Source organism: Micromonospora sp. NPDC051227 (genome assembly GCF_044455385.1).
Classification (GTDB): domain Bacteria; phylum Actinomycetota; class Actinomycetes; order Mycobacteriales; family Micromonosporaceae; genus Micromonospora.
The window spans coordinates 470,476-484,538 of the sequence record NZ_JBITET010000004.1 but is presented as its reverse complement, the minus strand read 5'-3'; the positions used below and the strand labels follow the sequence as shown (position 1 = coordinate 484,538).

General features: G+C 71.4%; 14 protein-coding genes and 1 pseudogene. 6 read left to right on the top strand and 9 right to left on the bottom strand.

Features of this window, described 5'->3' with window-relative positions; translation table 11 throughout:
- Window positions 1–102: 102 nt before the first annotated feature.
- From ACIA47_RS13745 to ACIA47_RS13730, 4 genes are read right to left on the bottom strand one after another with little or no spacing between them, the layout of a single operon-like run.
- Window positions 103–2,034, bottom strand: coding sequence for an NADH-quinone oxidoreductase subunit L (locus ACIA47_RS13745; protein ID WP_396707942.1), 1,932 nt, complete (start codon window positions 2,032–2,034; stop codon window positions 103–105).
- Window positions 2,031–2,393: an NADH-quinone oxidoreductase subunit NuoK gene (gene nuoK / locus ACIA47_RS13740; protein WP_396707940.1), complete on the bottom strand. Its 363-nt coding sequence runs from the start codon at window positions 2,391–2,393 to the stop codon at window positions 2,031–2,033. The genes ACIA47_RS13745 and nuoK overlap by 4 nt, the downstream gene beginning before the upstream one ends.
- Window positions 2,390–2,950, bottom strand: a complete 561-nt coding sequence (locus ACIA47_RS13735) for an NADH-quinone oxidoreductase subunit J (RefSeq protein ID WP_396707938.1) — start codon at window positions 2,948–2,950, stop codon at window positions 2,390–2,392. The genes nuoK and ACIA47_RS13735 overlap by 4 nt, the downstream gene beginning before the upstream one ends.
- Window positions 2,951–2,975: 25 nt before the next feature.
- Window positions 2,976–3,572 (bottom strand): NuoI/complex I 23 kDa subunit family protein, encoded by a 597-nt coding sequence (locus tag ACIA47_RS13730; RefSeq protein ID WP_396707936.1) that lies wholly within the window; start codon window positions 3,570–3,572, stop codon window positions 2,976–2,978.
- A 104-nt stretch (window positions 3,573–3,676) separates the two neighbouring features.
- On the opposite strand from ACIA47_RS13730, the gene ACIA47_RS13725 reads away from it, so the two are divergent.
- Window positions 3,677–4,252, top strand: coding sequence for a Uma2 family endonuclease (locus ACIA47_RS13725; RefSeq protein ID WP_396707935.1), 576 nt, complete (start codon window positions 3,677–3,679; stop codon window positions 4,250–4,252).
- Here the strand turns inward: ACIA47_RS13725 and ACIA47_RS13720 are convergent.
- Window positions 4,233–4,661 carry an ester cyclase gene (locus ACIA47_RS13720; RefSeq protein WP_124858751.1) on the bottom strand — a complete coding sequence of 143 codons (429 nt, stop codon included), beginning with the start codon at window positions 4,659–4,661 and terminating at the stop codon, window positions 4,233–4,235. The two genes, ACIA47_RS13725 and ACIA47_RS13720, sit on opposite strands and share 20 nt — an antisense overlap.
- Window positions 4,662–4,742: 81 nt before the next feature.
- Between ACIA47_RS13720 and ACIA47_RS13715 the strand changes: the two genes are divergently transcribed.
- Window positions 4,743–5,762 carry a glutathione S-transferase family protein gene (locus ACIA47_RS13715; RefSeq protein WP_396707933.1) on the top strand — a complete coding sequence of 340 codons (1,020 nt, stop codon included), beginning with the start codon at window positions 4,743–4,745 and terminating at the stop codon, window positions 5,760–5,762.
- A gap of 172 nt (window positions 5,763–5,934) precedes the next feature.
- On the opposite strand, the gene ACIA47_RS13710 is transcribed toward ACIA47_RS13715, so the two are convergent.
- Together ACIA47_RS13710 and ACIA47_RS13705 are read right to left on the bottom strand one after the other, a co-directional pair.
- Window positions 5,935–6,897 carry an NADH-quinone oxidoreductase subunit H gene (locus ACIA47_RS13710; RefSeq protein WP_396707931.1) on the bottom strand — a complete coding sequence of 321 codons (963 nt, stop codon included), beginning with the start codon at window positions 6,895–6,897 and terminating at the stop codon, window positions 5,935–5,937.
- A 371-nt stretch (window positions 6,898–7,268) separates the two neighbouring features.
- Window positions 7,269–7,865 (bottom strand): annotated as a pseudogene (locus ACIA47_RS13705) (NADH-quinone oxidoreductase subunit C); the annotation flags it as partial.
- A gap of 105 nt (window positions 7,866–7,970) precedes the next feature.
- Between ACIA47_RS13705 and ACIA47_RS13700 the strand changes: the two are divergent.
- Window positions 7,971–9,017 (top strand): glucose 1-dehydrogenase, encoded by a 1,047-nt coding sequence (locus tag ACIA47_RS13700; protein ID WP_203125139.1) that lies wholly within the window; start codon window positions 7,971–7,973, stop codon window positions 9,015–9,017.
- Between the two features lie 16 nt (window positions 9,018–9,033).
- Here ACIA47_RS13700 and ACIA47_RS13695 read toward each other — a convergent pair whose 3' ends face one another.
- Window positions 9,034–10,350, bottom strand: coding sequence for a DUF2252 domain-containing protein (locus ACIA47_RS13695; protein WP_396707928.1), 1,317 nt, complete (start codon window positions 10,348–10,350; stop codon window positions 9,034–9,036).
- A gap of 176 nt (window positions 10,351–10,526) precedes the next feature.
- On the opposite strand from ACIA47_RS13695, the gene ACIA47_RS13690 reads away from it, so the two are divergent.
- The gene (locus tag ACIA47_RS13690) at window positions 10,527–11,453 is read left to right on the top strand and encodes a hypothetical protein (protein ID WP_396707926.1); all 927 of its coding nucleotides are present in this window, start codon (window positions 10,527–10,529) and stop codon (window positions 11,451–11,453) included.
- Window positions 11,454–11,507: 54 nt separating this feature from the next.
- Here the strand turns inward: ACIA47_RS13690 and ACIA47_RS13685 are convergent, their stop codons facing one another.
- The gene (locus tag ACIA47_RS13685) at window positions 11,508–12,089 is read right to left on the bottom strand and encodes an NADH-quinone oxidoreductase subunit B (protein WP_396707924.1); all 582 of its coding nucleotides are present in this window, start codon (window positions 12,087–12,089) and stop codon (window positions 11,508–11,510) included.
- Between the two features lie 196 nt (window positions 12,090–12,285).
- On the opposite strand from ACIA47_RS13685, the gene ACIA47_RS13680 reads away from it, so the two are divergent.
- Together ACIA47_RS13680 and ACIA47_RS13675 are read left to right on the top strand one after the other, a co-directional pair.
- A complete protein-coding gene (locus tag ACIA47_RS13680; RefSeq protein ID WP_203125134.1) occupies window positions 12,286–12,846 on the top strand; it encodes a SigE family RNA polymerase sigma factor in 561 nt (186 codons plus the stop codon).
- The gene (locus ACIA47_RS13675; RefSeq protein WP_396707922.1) at window positions 12,839–14,047 is read left to right on the top strand and encodes a hypothetical protein; all 1,209 of its coding nucleotides are present in this window, start codon (window positions 12,839–12,841) and stop codon (window positions 14,045–14,047) included. Before ACIA47_RS13680 ends, ACIA47_RS13675 begins: the two co-directional genes overlap by 8 nt.
- The last annotated feature ends 16 nt before the right edge of the window (window positions 14,048–14,063 follow it).

Genomic DNA, 14,063 nt, shown 5'->3' with positions numbered 1-14,063 from the left:
TTCGCGACTGCGGGGCTCGCAAACCCGGCTCACTCCTCGCGCTCACTGGACCGCCTCTGTTCGCGACTGCGGGGCTCGCAAACCCCGACTCACTCCTCGCGCTCACTGGGTGCCTCCAATTAGGGCGGCGGCCAGGCTGATCAGCAGCGCGCCGGCCAGCACGCCGGCGGCGGCCCGGGGCAGCGCCGCGCGGTGCAGCGCGGCCAGCCCCGCGCCCAGACCGGACGCGGCTCGCCCGCTGCCCTCGACCGCGCCGTCCACCGCCACCTCGTCGCCGACGCGCGCGGCGCGGGCCAGCGCGCGGACGGGGCGTACCACGAGGGTGTGCTGGACGTCGTCGAGCCGGAACGCGCGGGCGAAGACCGGCCGCAGCGGACCCAGCGCAGCGGCCGGGTCGGCGGCCGGGTCGCGCCGCCAGCCCAGCGTCACCAGCGCGGCGCCGAGTAGCAGGAACGCGAGCGGCAGCAGCACCCCCGACCCCAGGTGGACCAGGCCGTCCTCGGAGCCCGCCACCGGGACGGTGGGGAACCGCAGGCGGTCGGCGAACGCCCCGACGAACCCGGCCAGACCGAGCAGCGCGGCCGGTACGGCCAGCAGCAGCACCGGCCAGCGCAGCACGGCCGGCGGGTCGTGCGGCTGGACCAGGGGCAGGCGCGGGGCGCCGAAGAAGGCGCGCAGCAGCAGCCGACCTGCGTACCAGGCAGTGATCGCCACGCCGACCAGCCCGGCGATCCAGACGATCCAGCCCACCCAGGACGGGGCCGGGCCGGTCCCCTCCAGCGCGGCCGACTCGGCGACCGCCAGTACGCCGTCCTTACTCCAGAAACCGGCCAACGGCGGCACCCCGGCCAGCGCGCCCAGGCCCACCACCGTGCACCAGAACGTCACCGGCATGCTGCGTCGCAGCCCGCCCATCTCCGACATCAGGGTGGTGCCGACGGCGTGGATCACCGCGCCGGCGGCGAGGAACAGCAGCGCCTTGAAGGCGGCATGGGTGAGCAGGTGGAACAGTGCGGCCGACGGTGAACCGACCGCCAGCGCGCCGGTCATGTAACCCAGTTGGGACACGGTCGACCAGGCCAGCACGCGTTTGATGTCGTCCTGGGCGGTGGCGGCGAGCGCGCCGAGCAGCAGGGTGATCGCGCCGAGCACGCCCAGCACGGTCAGCGTCACCGGCGCGGCCGTGAACAGCGGGTAGAGCCGGGCCACCGCGTACACCCCGGCGGCGACCATCGTCGCGGCGTGGATCAGCGCGGAGATCGGGGTCGGACCGGCCATCGCGTCCGGCAGCCAGGTGTGCAGCGGGAACTGCGCGCTCTTGCCGGCCACACCGGCGAGCAGCAGCAGGCCCGCAGCGGTCAACGTCGCGCTGGAGTGGTCGTGGGCGAGCACGTCGGCGATCCGGAAGCTGCCCGTCGACACGCCCAGCAGCGCGATGCCGAGCAGGAACCCGACGTCACCGACCCGGGTCACCAGGAACGCCTTCATGGCGGCGGCGGGGGCGCCGGCCAGTCGGCGGTCGTGGGCGATCAGGAGGTACGAGCAGAGGCCCATCACCTCCCAGCCGACCAACAGCATGATCAGGTCGCCGGCGACCACCACCAGCAGCATGGCACCGGTGAAGAGGCTGATCTGGGCGGCGTAGGGCGGGTAGCGGTGGTCCACGTCGACGTCGTCGTGCGGTCCGCGCCGCAGGTAACCGATCGAGTAGACCTGCACGGCCAGGGCGACAGCGGTGACCGCCACCGCGACCAGCGCGGCGGAGCCGTCCAGCCGTACGCCGAGGGTCACCGCCAGCCCGCCGGAGTCGACCCAGGTGGCCGACGTCTCCGTCGGCCCGTCGACACTGAGCAGCAGCGCGACGGCCAGCGCCAGCGCGCCGGCCGCACCGGTGACGCCGAGCGTCACGGCGGTCGCCCGGGCCCGGTCGCCGCCGGTCGCGCTGTCGCGCCGAGGGGCCGGTGGCAGCAGCAGACCGAGCAGCCCGGCGACCAGCGGTACGGCGGGCAGCAGCGCCCCGAGCAGCCCGGTCACCGGCCCGCCTCCGAGTTCAGGACGGCCGGCTCGCGCCCGCGGACGGGGTCCGGCGACTCGGTCAGCGGCACCTCATCCACGGCGACGGTCGCCCGCAGTCGGTAGAGCTGAAGGACGATCGCCAGCCCCACCCCGATCTCGGCGGCGGCGAGGACGACGACGAACAGCGCGAAGACCTGCCCCGAGTGCGGGAGCACGGCGCGGGCGGTGGTGTCAGCGGTGACCAGGATCAGGTTGACCGCGTTGAGCATCAACTCGACCGACATCAGCACCAGCACCGCGTTGCGGCGGCGCAGGACGCCGTACACGCCGAGGCCGAACAGCAGCGCGGCGGTGACGTACGGGATGACCGGCCTCACCGGCGCCCCCGGGGCTCGCTGTCGACCAGGTCCCCTGCCGTGCCGTCGCGTTGCGGGGCGGCTCGGCCGATGTCCGGCCGGGACAGCACGATCGCGCCCACCAGCGCGGAGAGCAGCAGCACCGAGAGCACCTCGAACGGCAGCACCCAGGATTGGAAGATCTGCTCGCCCAGCCGTTCGGCGGTGCCGGCGCTGGGCAGCGTGACGGTGCTCCAGCGGTACGCGTCGACCAGCAGGGCGGTCAGCCCCAGCCCGGCGCCGCCACCGATCAGCGCGGCCGGCCAGCCCGGCCGGTCCAGGTCGTCGGAGACACCGATCGGAGCCCGGGTCAGCATCACCGCGAAGAGCAGCAGGACCACCACCGCGCCCACGTAGATCAACACCTGCACCCAGGCCACCAGTTCGGCACTGAGCACCAGGAAGTCACCGGCCAACGCGCCAAGGCACACCACCAGGTAGAGCCCGGCCCGGACCAGGTGCTTCGTGGTCACCACCAACACGCCGGCACCGACCGCCACCGCGCCGAGGGCGAGCAGCAGCACATCCGCCCCGGTCACCGGGCCACCCTTCCGACTTGGGCGGTCACGACGCCGGATCCTCGTCGGCGTCGGGGCGTACCGCTGGCGGAGCGGGACGTGCGGCGGCCGCCTTGCGCGCGGCGGACGTCTCCTCCTTGGCCGGCTCGCCGTTCGGGTCGTGCGCGGGCGGCGGCGGAACGGTGGCCATCCACTGACCGAGGTGGTCCTTGTCGTGCAGCAGGTCCTTGATGTCGTACTCGGCGTACTCGAACTCCGGTGACCAGTAGAGCGCGTCGAACGGGCAGACCTCGATGCAGATGCCGCAGTACATGCAGAGCGAGAAGTCGATGTCGAACTTGTCGAGCACGTTGCGCTGGCGGGGGCGGGCGGCGCCGGGCACCGCCACCTCCTCCTTGTGCGAGTCGATGTAGATGCACCAGTCCGGACACTCGCGGGCGCAGAGCATGCAGACCGTGCAGTTCTGCTCCGACAGGGCGATCACACCGCGCGAGCGCGGCGGCAGGTCGGGAGCCGTGTCCGGGTACTGCTGGGTGGTCGAACGGCTGGTCATCGTCTTGAGGGTGACCGCCAGCCCCTTCACCAGGCCCGCGCCGGGAAGGCCGCGTTCGCCGGTGTCACCGCGCTCGCTGGGGTCGCTCATGTCGACCATCCTGCCCTGTGGCCACGGCGCGCGCGACCACCACCCACAGGTCCAGGGCGGTACCGTGGTCGCGGGGAGAACGAACGCACCTGGAAGGACCTGCCATGACCGCCGCGCTGCAGAGCGACTACCCGCCCGAGAGCGAGTGGACGACTGACGATCTGGATGCGCTGCCTCAGGATGGCCGCCGCCGGGAACTGCTCGATGGAGTGCTGCTGATGTCCCCCTCCCCCACCCGTATCCACCAGACGATCGCCGGCCACCTGATGTCCGCGCTCGACGAGGACTGCCCCTACGGCTACGACGTGACCCAGGCGGTCGAGGTGCGGATCAACCGCACCCGGTCGTTCATCCCCGACGTGCTGATCACCACGGCCACCGCGGCAGCTCGCGAGCCGTCGAAGTACGAGCCGCACGAGGTGGTCCTGGCCGTCGAGATCGTCTCACCGAACACCCGCTCGATCGACCGGGTGTTGAAGCCGGCGCTGTACGCCCAGGCCGGCATCCCGTTCTACTGGCGGATCGAGACGGAGGGTGGCGCGCTGGAGGTCGTGACCTACCGGATCGACGCGGTGAACGAGGTCTACACCGAGACCGGGCGGTGGACGAAGTTCGTCGACACCGGCGAGCCCTTCCCGATCAATCTGCCGATCAGCCGGATCACGCCCCGGGTCCGCTGACGACGGCCGGTGGGAGCATCTCGACGCCGAGTTGTTGCAGCAACTGGAACAACTCGTTGCAGCTCCACACCTCGACGATCCGGCCCGCCGCGTCGAAGCGCAGGAACGTCGCGCCCGAGTAGCTGACCACCTGCCCGGTCGGCGGCACCGGCCCGAACTGCCCGACGTGGGTGCCGGCGGCCCGCCAGTGCACTGCCACCCGCTCGCCGGCCGCTACCACGTCGACGATCTTGTAGCGGAGGTCCGGGAACGCCGCCCGGCGCTCGCGATGCCAGGCCAACGTCGCCTCCGGCCCGGTGCCGCCCAGCCCCGGGCACTCCTCGGCGACCAGCTCGTACGCCGACTCCTCCTGGCGGGCATTCCACACATCGGCGATGAACCGCCGGGCCGCCGCCTCCACATCCGTCATGCCGGCAGGGTATCCGGGACCACTGTGCGCCGTAGATCCGCGAGGATTGGGTAGAGACACTGACCAGACCGGGAGGGCGACGTGGGCGAGGAAAAAGGCGGCAAGTACGTCGAGCCGGGCGGCGAGTTCACCCGCGACCAGCGGTACATCGCCACCCGGATCACCGAGGACGGGCGCGACGGATATCCGGTCGAGCCGGGCCGGTACCGGCTGGCGGTCAGCCGGGCCTGCCCGTGGGCCAACCGACTGATCATCGTGCGGCGGTTGCTCGGTCTGGAGGACGCCATCTCGATGGCGGTGGCCGGCCCGACCCACGACGCCCGGAGCTGGACCTTCGACCTCGACCCGGACGGCCGGGACCCGGTGCTCGGCATCGAGCGCATCCAGGAGGCGTACTTCAAGCGCTTCCCGGGCTACGAGCGCGGCATCACAGTGCCGGCGATCGTGGACGTGCCGACCGGGCAGGTGGTGACCAACGACTACGCGCAGATGAGCCTGGACCTGTCCACGCAGTGGAGGGCGTACCACCGCGAGGGCGCCCCGCAGCTCTACCCCGAGCACCTGCGCGAGCAGATCGACGAGGTCAACGCCGTGGTGTTCCGGGACGTGAACAACGGCGTCTACCGGTGCGGGTTCGCGGGCAGCCAGGAGGCGTACGACAAGGCGTACCACCAGCTCTTCGATCGGCTGGACTGGCTCACCGAGCGGTTGACCGACCAGCGCTACCTGGTCGGCGACACCATCACCGAGGCCGACGTGCGACTGTTCACCACGCTGGTCCGCTTCGATCCGGTCTACCACGGTCACTTCAAGTGCAACCGGCAGAAGCTGAGCGAGATGCCGGTGCTGTGGGCGTACGCCCGGGACCTGTTCCAGACTCCCGGTTTCGGCGACACCATCGACTTCGACCACATCAAGCGGCACTACTACGAGGTGCACCGCGACATCAACCCGACCGGGATCGTTCCGCTCGGGCCCGACCTGTCCAACTGGCTCACGCCACACGGTCGGGAAGCGCTGGGTGGCCGCCCCTTCGGCGACGGCACCCCGCCCCCACCCCCCGCCGAGCCCGTGGACCCAAACCACACCCCGCCGAGTTAGCGAGCCCACCCCCGCCCCGGCCCGCGCCGATCTTGCAGTTTCGGTTGTCGATTCGAGTGCTACGCCCCTTATGCCGGCACAGAAAGTGCAAGATCGCGGGGGTGATGGCGTCGTGCCCCGTCGATCATGGAGTTGTGGTGCCTGGCTTGGGGCTGGGCGGGGCAGGGCGGGGTTACAGCGCTATGCGGACGGCTGCGGTGAGGACCAGTTGGGCCAGGGATGCGGGGACCAGCACCAACCAGCAGAGGCGTTGCAGCTGGTCCTCGCGTAGCCGAGGGTAGGACACCCGGAGCCAGATGATCACGAAGGACACCGCGAAGATCTTGAGTAGCGTCCAGAGCCAGCCCAGCTGGTCGTCGGCGAACGGGCCCTGCCAACCACCCAGGAACAGCACAGTGGTCAGCGCGGCGATCACCACGATGCCGACGTACTCGGCGAGCAGGAAGAACGCGAACCGCAGGCCGGTGTACTCGGTCATGTAGCCGAAGACCAGCTCCGAGTCGGCCACCGGCATGTCGAACGGTGGCCGACGGATCTCGGCCAGCCCGGCGACGAAAAAGATGATCATCGCGGGCGCCTGCCAGAGCAGCCACCACGGCTGCCACGCCTCGACGATGCCCGACAGGCTGAGCGTGCCGGCCGCCATCGCCACCGACGCGGCGGCCAGCACCAGCGGCAGCTCGTAACCGAGCAACTGGGCCGCCCCACGCAACCCGCCCAGCAGGCTGTACTTGTTGGCCGAAGCCCAGGCCGACATCAGCACCGCCACCACCCCGACGCCGACCACTGCCAGCACGAAGAAGAGGCCGATGTCCAACGGTTGCCCGACCAGGTCGTTCGGGCCGAGCGGAATGACGAGCAACACCAGCAGGTAGGGCACCAGGGCCACCACCGGCGCCAACCGGAACACCGCCCGGTCCGCCTCGCGCGGAGTGATGTCCTCCTTCTGCACGAACTTGACCCCGTCGGCCACGAGCTGCGCCCAACCGTGGAAGCCGCCCGCGTACATCGGGCCGAGCCGGCCCTGCATGTGCGCCATCACCTTGTGCTCGGCCTGGCCGACAAGCAACGGCAGGGTGAGAAAAGCGACCACCACGCCGCCGATCCGGAGCACCAACTCCACCCAGAGCGGCATCAGGCCGTACCCCCGTCGTGGTCGCTCCGGCCATCGCGGCCCGGCGGGTCCGCGATCGGCTCGCCACCCGATGCTGCCGAGCCCTCGGCGGGCTTGTCTGATGCGGCCGCGTCGGGCGCGGGCTGGTCGGGCGATCCTGCGCCGGGCACGGTTTCGGCAGCCGGGCCGGCGTCGGGCTTGCCAGGTGCGGCCGCGCCGGGCGCGGGCTGGTCGGCCAAGCCTGCGCCGGGCGCGGGCTGGTCGACTGGAGCCGGGCCGTCGGTGGCGCCGACCGGCCGGGGTGTACGCGCCGGACGGGCCCCCGGGGCGGGCCGCGCCGGACGCTCACGGGCCGGTCTGGCCGGGGTGCCGCCACGCGGGCCCTCCCCCACCCCACCGGCGCCGGCCGGGGTGGGCGTGGGCCCCCACTCGCCCGGAGCGGGAACGCCCGGCGGGCGGATCGGTCGACGCCCGCCTCCGGCCTCGGACTCGCCCGGCTCTTTCGCACCCGGCCAGGGCTTCGCCACCCGGGAGGCCAGCACGAACTCCTTACGCAGCGGGTGACCCTCGAACTCCGGCGGCAGCAGCAGCGGCAGCAGTTCCCCGTGCCCGGCGAAGTCGATGCCGAACATCTCGTGCGTCTCCCGCTCGTGCCAGGCGGCACCGGGGTAGACGTCGACCACCGAGGCGACAGTGGGCACGCTGCGCGGCAACCGGGTACGCAGCAGCAGGCCGTGACGCAGTCGCGTCGACCAGAGGTGCGCCACCACGTCGAAGCCCTCGGCCAACTCGTCGACGGCGGAGAGCCAGTCGAAGAAGTCGCAGGCCAGTTCGGTGTCGTCACGGGCGGCGGAAATCGCGGTCAGCCAACTCGCGGGCGGCACATCGACGGTGGCCCGGGCGAAACGTTGCCCGCCGGAGACCGACGGGGTCGCCTCAACCGGCGCGAGCAGCGCGACCAGTCGAGCGCCGACCTCTTCGGGAGTCATGCCGCTGATCCTAGTGCCGGCCGGGCCCGCACCCGGCCGCCGCCGATGCCCAGCGATCTGCCGGCTTTGGTCGCGGCGCACGCCTCGGCGGGGAAAGATGGGGGCGTGCGCGCTGTGACAGTGAGACCCGGGGTCGCCAACTCGCTGAACCTCGTCGAGGATCAGCCGGAGCCGGCTGCCGAGGAGGGCTCTGTCCTGGTCGAGGCGCTGGCGGTGGGGATCTGCGGCACCGACCACGAGATCATCGCCGGGGAGTACGGCGAGGCGCCGCCGGGTGCCGACCGCCTGGTCATCGGGCACGAGTCACTGGGCCGGGTGATCGAGGACCCGAGCGGCACCCTGCAACCTGGCGACCTGGTGGCCGGGATCGTCCGGCATCCCGATCCGGTGCCCTGCCCGAACTGCGCAGTCGGTGAGTGGGACATGTGCCGTAACGGCCAGTACACCGAACACGGCATCAAGGGACTGGCCGGGTTCGCCCGCGACCGCTGGCGGGTCGAGCCGCAGTTCGCGGTCGCGCTCGACCCGACGCTGGCCCAGGTCGGCGTGCTGCTGGAGCCCACAAGTGTGGTGGCGAAGGCCTGGGACCACATCGAGCGGATCGGGCACCGGGCCGAGTGGCAGCCGCAGACCGTGCTGGTGACCGGTGCCGGGCCGATCGGTCTGCTGGCCGCGTTGCTCGGCACCCAGCGTGGGCTCACCGTCCACGTGCTGGACCGGAACACCGAGGGGCCGAAGCCGGAGCTGGTCGCCGGGCTCGGTGCCACCTACCACACGGTGTCGGTCAACGACCTGCCCTTCGAGCCGGACGTGGTGATCGAGTGCACCGGAGCTCCCACAGTGGTCCTCGACGTCATGTGCAAGGCGGCCCCGACCGGGATCGTCTGCCTGGCCGGGGTGTCCAGCGGTGGCCGGAGCATCGACTTCGACGCCGGGGCGCTCAACCGGGCGCTGGTGCTGGAGAACAACGTGGTGTTCGGCTCGGTGAACGCCAACCGGCGGCATTGGACCATGGCCGCGCAGGCGCTCGCCCGCGCCGACCAGGTCTGGCTCGAGTCGCTGATCACCCGGCGGGTGCCGGTGAACCGGTACGCCGACGCGTACACCCCCGGGCCGGATGACATCAAGGTGGTGCTGGAGTTCGCGTCCTGAGCGACGCCGCGCCCGATCAGATGCCCGGCAGTCGACCGTTGCGGAACAGGTCGACGAAGAGCTGATGATCCTGGCGGGCGCGCACCCCGTACGCGTGCGCGAAATCCACCAGGTGGCCGACGAAGCCCGACTCGTCGGCGTCCACCGCCGCGACGATGGCCTCCTCGGTGGAATAGTCCACCAGGTCGTGACTGGACTCGTCGTCGGCGACCGAGTGCATCCGGGCCACCGCCCGGCCAAGGTCGACGAGAACCCCGGTCAGCTCCTCCGGCTCGTTAACGTCCGACCAGTCCAGATCGGCGGCGTACGGGGAGACCTCGGCGACGAGCTGACCGGCCCCGTTCAGCTCGGTGAAGCCCAGCCACGGGTCGGCGTGCGCCTGCAACGCCCGCTGCGACTCGGCGGTCCGGTGCCCCTGGTGCTGGAAGTAGCCGCGGACCGACTCGTCGGTGACGTACCGCGCCACGGCCGGCACCTGCGCCTGCTTCATGTAGATGACGACGTCGTTCTCCAGCGCCTGGGTGTGCCCCTCCAGCAGCAGGTTGTACGACGGCAGCCCGGCCGAGCCGATGCCCACCCCCTTGCGCAGCACCACGTCCTTGATTCGCGCCGCCACCGGGCGCAGCTGCGTCGAGGCGCTTGGCAGGGTGCCCAGGTAGTCCTGGAAGGCGGCGCTGACCAGGTCCCGGGTGGCGTCGTCGATTTCGAAGACCCCGTCGCCGATGGAGAAACGTCGCTCGTAGTTGTCGATGGTGGTCTGCGCGGCGAGCAGGTCCACGCGGGTGTTGAGCCGGGCCCGTTGGAGCACCCGGCGCAGCACCCCGTCGGCGTTGTCCAGGGTGATCGAACCGATCGCGTCGTCACCACCGGCGGCGATGGCCCGCAGCTCGGTCAGGTACGACCGGGCGAAGCCGGCCACCAGCTCCCCGATCGCCGTGTCGGAGAGCGCCTTGCCGTAGCCGAGCAGGGCCACGCTGGCCGCGAGTCGGCGCAGGTCCCAGGTGAACGGCCCGACGTACGCCTCGTCGAAGTCGTTGACGTTGAACACCAGCTGCCCGGAGGCGTTCATGTAGGTGCCGAAGTTCTCCGCATGCAGGTCACCGTGGATCCACACCCGGCTGGTCTGCTCGTCGGAGAACCGGTCGTCGGCGAAGTCGCCGAGTTGGTCGGCGTAGAACAGCGCGGCGCTGCCCCGGTAGAAGGCGAACGGCGAAGCCGCCATCTTGCGGAACTTGCGGCGGAAGGCGGCCGGGTCGATCGCCATCGACGCGCCGAACTCCTCGGTGAGCACGTCGACGATGTGGGTGGACCGCTGGTCCGCTGAGCTGCTCATAGTGCGCAGGCTAGTGCGGCGGGTCCACAACAGGGTGGCGAACGGCCCATCCATCGATCATGCTGTCTGGGTCACGGTGCGGGGGCCCGGACACCATGGTTACGTCCGTCGATCGAGGCGTCGCCACGAACGGCGGCAGGTCCCTCGCCGGGCGTCGACCATGGAGGACCAGATACATGTACCGAAAAACGGGGACCCTGCTCACCGCCGTACTGCTCAGCCTGACCGCGACGATCGGCGGGGCCGGACCGGCCGCTGCCGCACCGTCGGCCTCGGCCGACGCCCCCACCTTCTCGCTGAGCCGGCTGGTGCTCGAGCCGACCGAACGCGGCTACCGGGGCAGCCTTCGGGTGACCATCACCAACAACAGCGACAGCACGCAGGGCTTCTACTTCCGGATCCGTGAGGCGGTCGCGGGCTCCTTCTCCGGGGGTGTGGAGTCACGCTGCGAGTCGGACGGCGTGGAAGAAGGGCTGTTGGTCCGCACCTGCGCCCTGCCGCGTGGCAACGACCTGGCCCCGGGTGAGTCCCGCAGGGCAACAGTCGAATTCCAGGTGCTGACCACCCCCCGCAGCTACCCGATGATCGCAGCGGGCGGCCTGGTCACCGCCTACTCGTACGAAACCGGATCGCTGGGCACCGTGCCGTTCAGCGCGCAGTTCCGCTCCCTGGACGGCAAGCTGGCCCGCCCGCAGACGTACGTGCAGGACACCCAGGCGAACGCGTCCGTCGAGGTGATCGGGCCGGTGACCGACGGCCCCGAGAACACCCGGCGGGTGCCGCTCCGGGTCCGGTACGAGGGTGACGCCCGGCAGCTCGGCCACTCGCTGACCGCCACGCAGCTGCCCGCCGGGTCGATGATCCTGTTCACCGATCCTCACGACGGCCCGGTGTACGGCCCGCAGGCTTTCGTGCCGGGCGGGCTGCTGATGCAGGGTGAGGAGCGCGACGTGGCGCTGTTCATCAGCCGGCCGACCGACCCGGCGGGCGAGTCGACCCCGATCACCGTCGAACTGGCCACCCACTACTGGATGGAGACGGTTCCCGACGTCGACCCGAGCGACAACACGGTCACGTTCAGCCTGGCCTTGCCGACCAGCTGACCAATCAGCGGACGGCCGCTGCCCGGATCAACTCCGGGTGGCGGCCCACCGCCCTCAGCTGGCGGTGGGTGGGCGTACCGGTGGGGCGGTGAGCGAGTCGACCGAGCGTGGCGCGGCGGCCTCGCGGGGCGGGGCGTCCAGCGGCGCGGCCAGCAGGTCCCGTTGGGGCACGCCCCCGATGCCGGACTGCTCGGCGGCGATCTTCTCTTGCAGGCGCAGGATGCCGTGCAGCAGCGCCTCCGGCCGGGGCGGGCAGCCGGGCACGTACACGTCGACCGGGATGAGCTGGTCGACACCCTTGGTCACCGAGTACGAATCCCAGTAGGGGCCGCCGCAGTTGGAGCAGGCGCCGAACGAGATGACGTACTTCGGCTCGGGCATCTGGTCGTAGAGCCGCTTGATCGCCGGGGCCATCTTGTCGGTCACCGTGCCGGAGACCACCATCAGGTCGGCCTGGCGGGGGCCGTGGGCGAACGGGATCACGCCGAGTCGGATGAAATCGTGCCGACCCATGCTGGTGGCGATGAACTCGATGGCACAGCAGGCCAGACCGAAGTTGAACACCCAGAGCGAGTAGCGGCGCCCCCAGTTCAGCACGAACCGGATCGGCTCACCGAGCACTGCCGGCACCTGCACGACCGCCCCCCTCTCCTCACCGACAGTGAATCACAGACGGCGTCTGTGCGGTCCGGCGGTGATCGGCGCGAGCGGCCCGTCAACTGTCCCGGAGCCGACAAGCATCGGCAGCGATTGACGCGCAACCTGCAGGCACGCTCGCTTGTGTGACCGGTGCTGGCGAACACACCGCCCGCAGTCGCCACGGGGAGGACGAGTGCTTGTGACACGAGATGTGCGGGTGGGTGGACGCCCACCGGACCCACCGGGAACCGCAACCTCCGCGCCGACAGAGCTGGTCTTCGACGACTTCTACCACGCCCACTTCCGCGGCCTGGTGGTGCAGTTGACCGCGTACACGGGCGACCGCGGGCAGGCGCAGGAGCTGGTTCAGGAGGCGTTCTGTCGGGCGTACGCCCGCTGGGACCGGCTCGCCGGATACCAGGACCCCCTGGCCTGGGTCCGTCGGGTCGCCTGGAACCTCGGCCACAACCGCTGGCGGCGGCTGCGGACCGCCCAGCTGTGGCTGCTGCGGCAGCGGGAGACACACGTTGCCGAGCCGAGCCCGGACCGGGTCGCCGTCGACGCCGCGTTGGCGAAGTTGCCGCCGAAGCAGCGGCGGGCCGTCGTACTGCACTACCTCGCCGACCTGACGGTCGCGGAGATCGCCGCTCAGGAACAGGTCGCCGAAGGGACGGTCAAGTCCTGGCTGCACCGGGGCCGCACGGCACTCGCCACCCACCTACGCGACACCAATGAGGAGGTGCGGGATGTCTGAGCAGGAGACCCTTGACCTCGCCGAAGAGTTCGCCCGTTACCGCCGTACCGCGCTGGCGGAGGTCGAGGCGCCGGGACCCGCCGCCGTTCGACGGACCGTACGAGGCCGCGGCCGACGCCGGCTGGCTGCCAGCGCCACGACGGCGCTCGCCCTGTTCGGCGGGTCGGCCGTCGGATACGCGGCGTTGAGCGGCCCGGACCACCGGCCCGGTCCGGTCGACCCGACGCCGAGCATCTCGGTGTCACCGACGCCGACGCCGATGCCGACGAGCCCGACCCCCAGCCCGGCCGGGACCAGTGCCAGCCCGACCACAACCGTGCCGGACGGCCGGTTCAGCCGGGCCCAACTGCTGGGGGTGCCGGTGACCCTGCCGGCATGGCGGGCCGGACCAGACTGCCCCACGTCGCAGACGCGGCTCACCGCCGATGCCCGGGAGGGCGCGAACTGGCTCTTGGCGCTCGACCACGGCGACCTCGACGGCGACGGCGCGGTGGAGACGGTGGCGCTCGTGCAGTGCGTGCTCGGCACCCGCGGGCCGATGCAGGTGGTCGCCTTCGACCGCGACAAGGAAGGAAAGGTGACGACGGTCGGCCGGGTGGTCACGACCACCATCGACAAGCCGCAGTGGCTGTTCGCGCTGGATGTCGTGGGCGACGGCACGGTCCGCGTGCAGGTCGGTGACATCGCTCCCGGAGGCGGTTGGCCCGCCGAGTGGTCACAGCGGCAGTGGCGGGGCTACCGCTGGAACGGCGACGGCTTCGCCCAGGTCTCCGGGCCGACGGCCTTCGGCCAGAATCCGCACTCGGCGGACGTCTCGGTCACCGCCACCGACCTCGTGCTGACCACGGCGGACGACGGCTCCCGAACCGGTACGGCCACCGTGCGGGTTCGTAACCGGGGCACCAAGCCGGTCGCCCACGTGGACCTGCGGCTGGGCGTACCCGCTGCGGTGCGGCCGGACGTCGACGGATGGGCCCCGTGCGGGGGCGAGCCCCAACACTCCAGCGAGCCGGTGACCTGCACCCTCGGTCGGCTGGCAGCGGGGGCGGAGGTGCGGCTGGACCTCAACTTCCGGGTGGCCGAGGGGGTCGCGCTGGGCACCGGAAAGGCCGACGTGCGGGTCTGGGCGATGGACGCCGGATTCGACTTCCTGTTGGACGTCAACGACGCCGACAACCAGGTGCGGATGACGTACCGCTGAGCATCCGGTCGCCGGC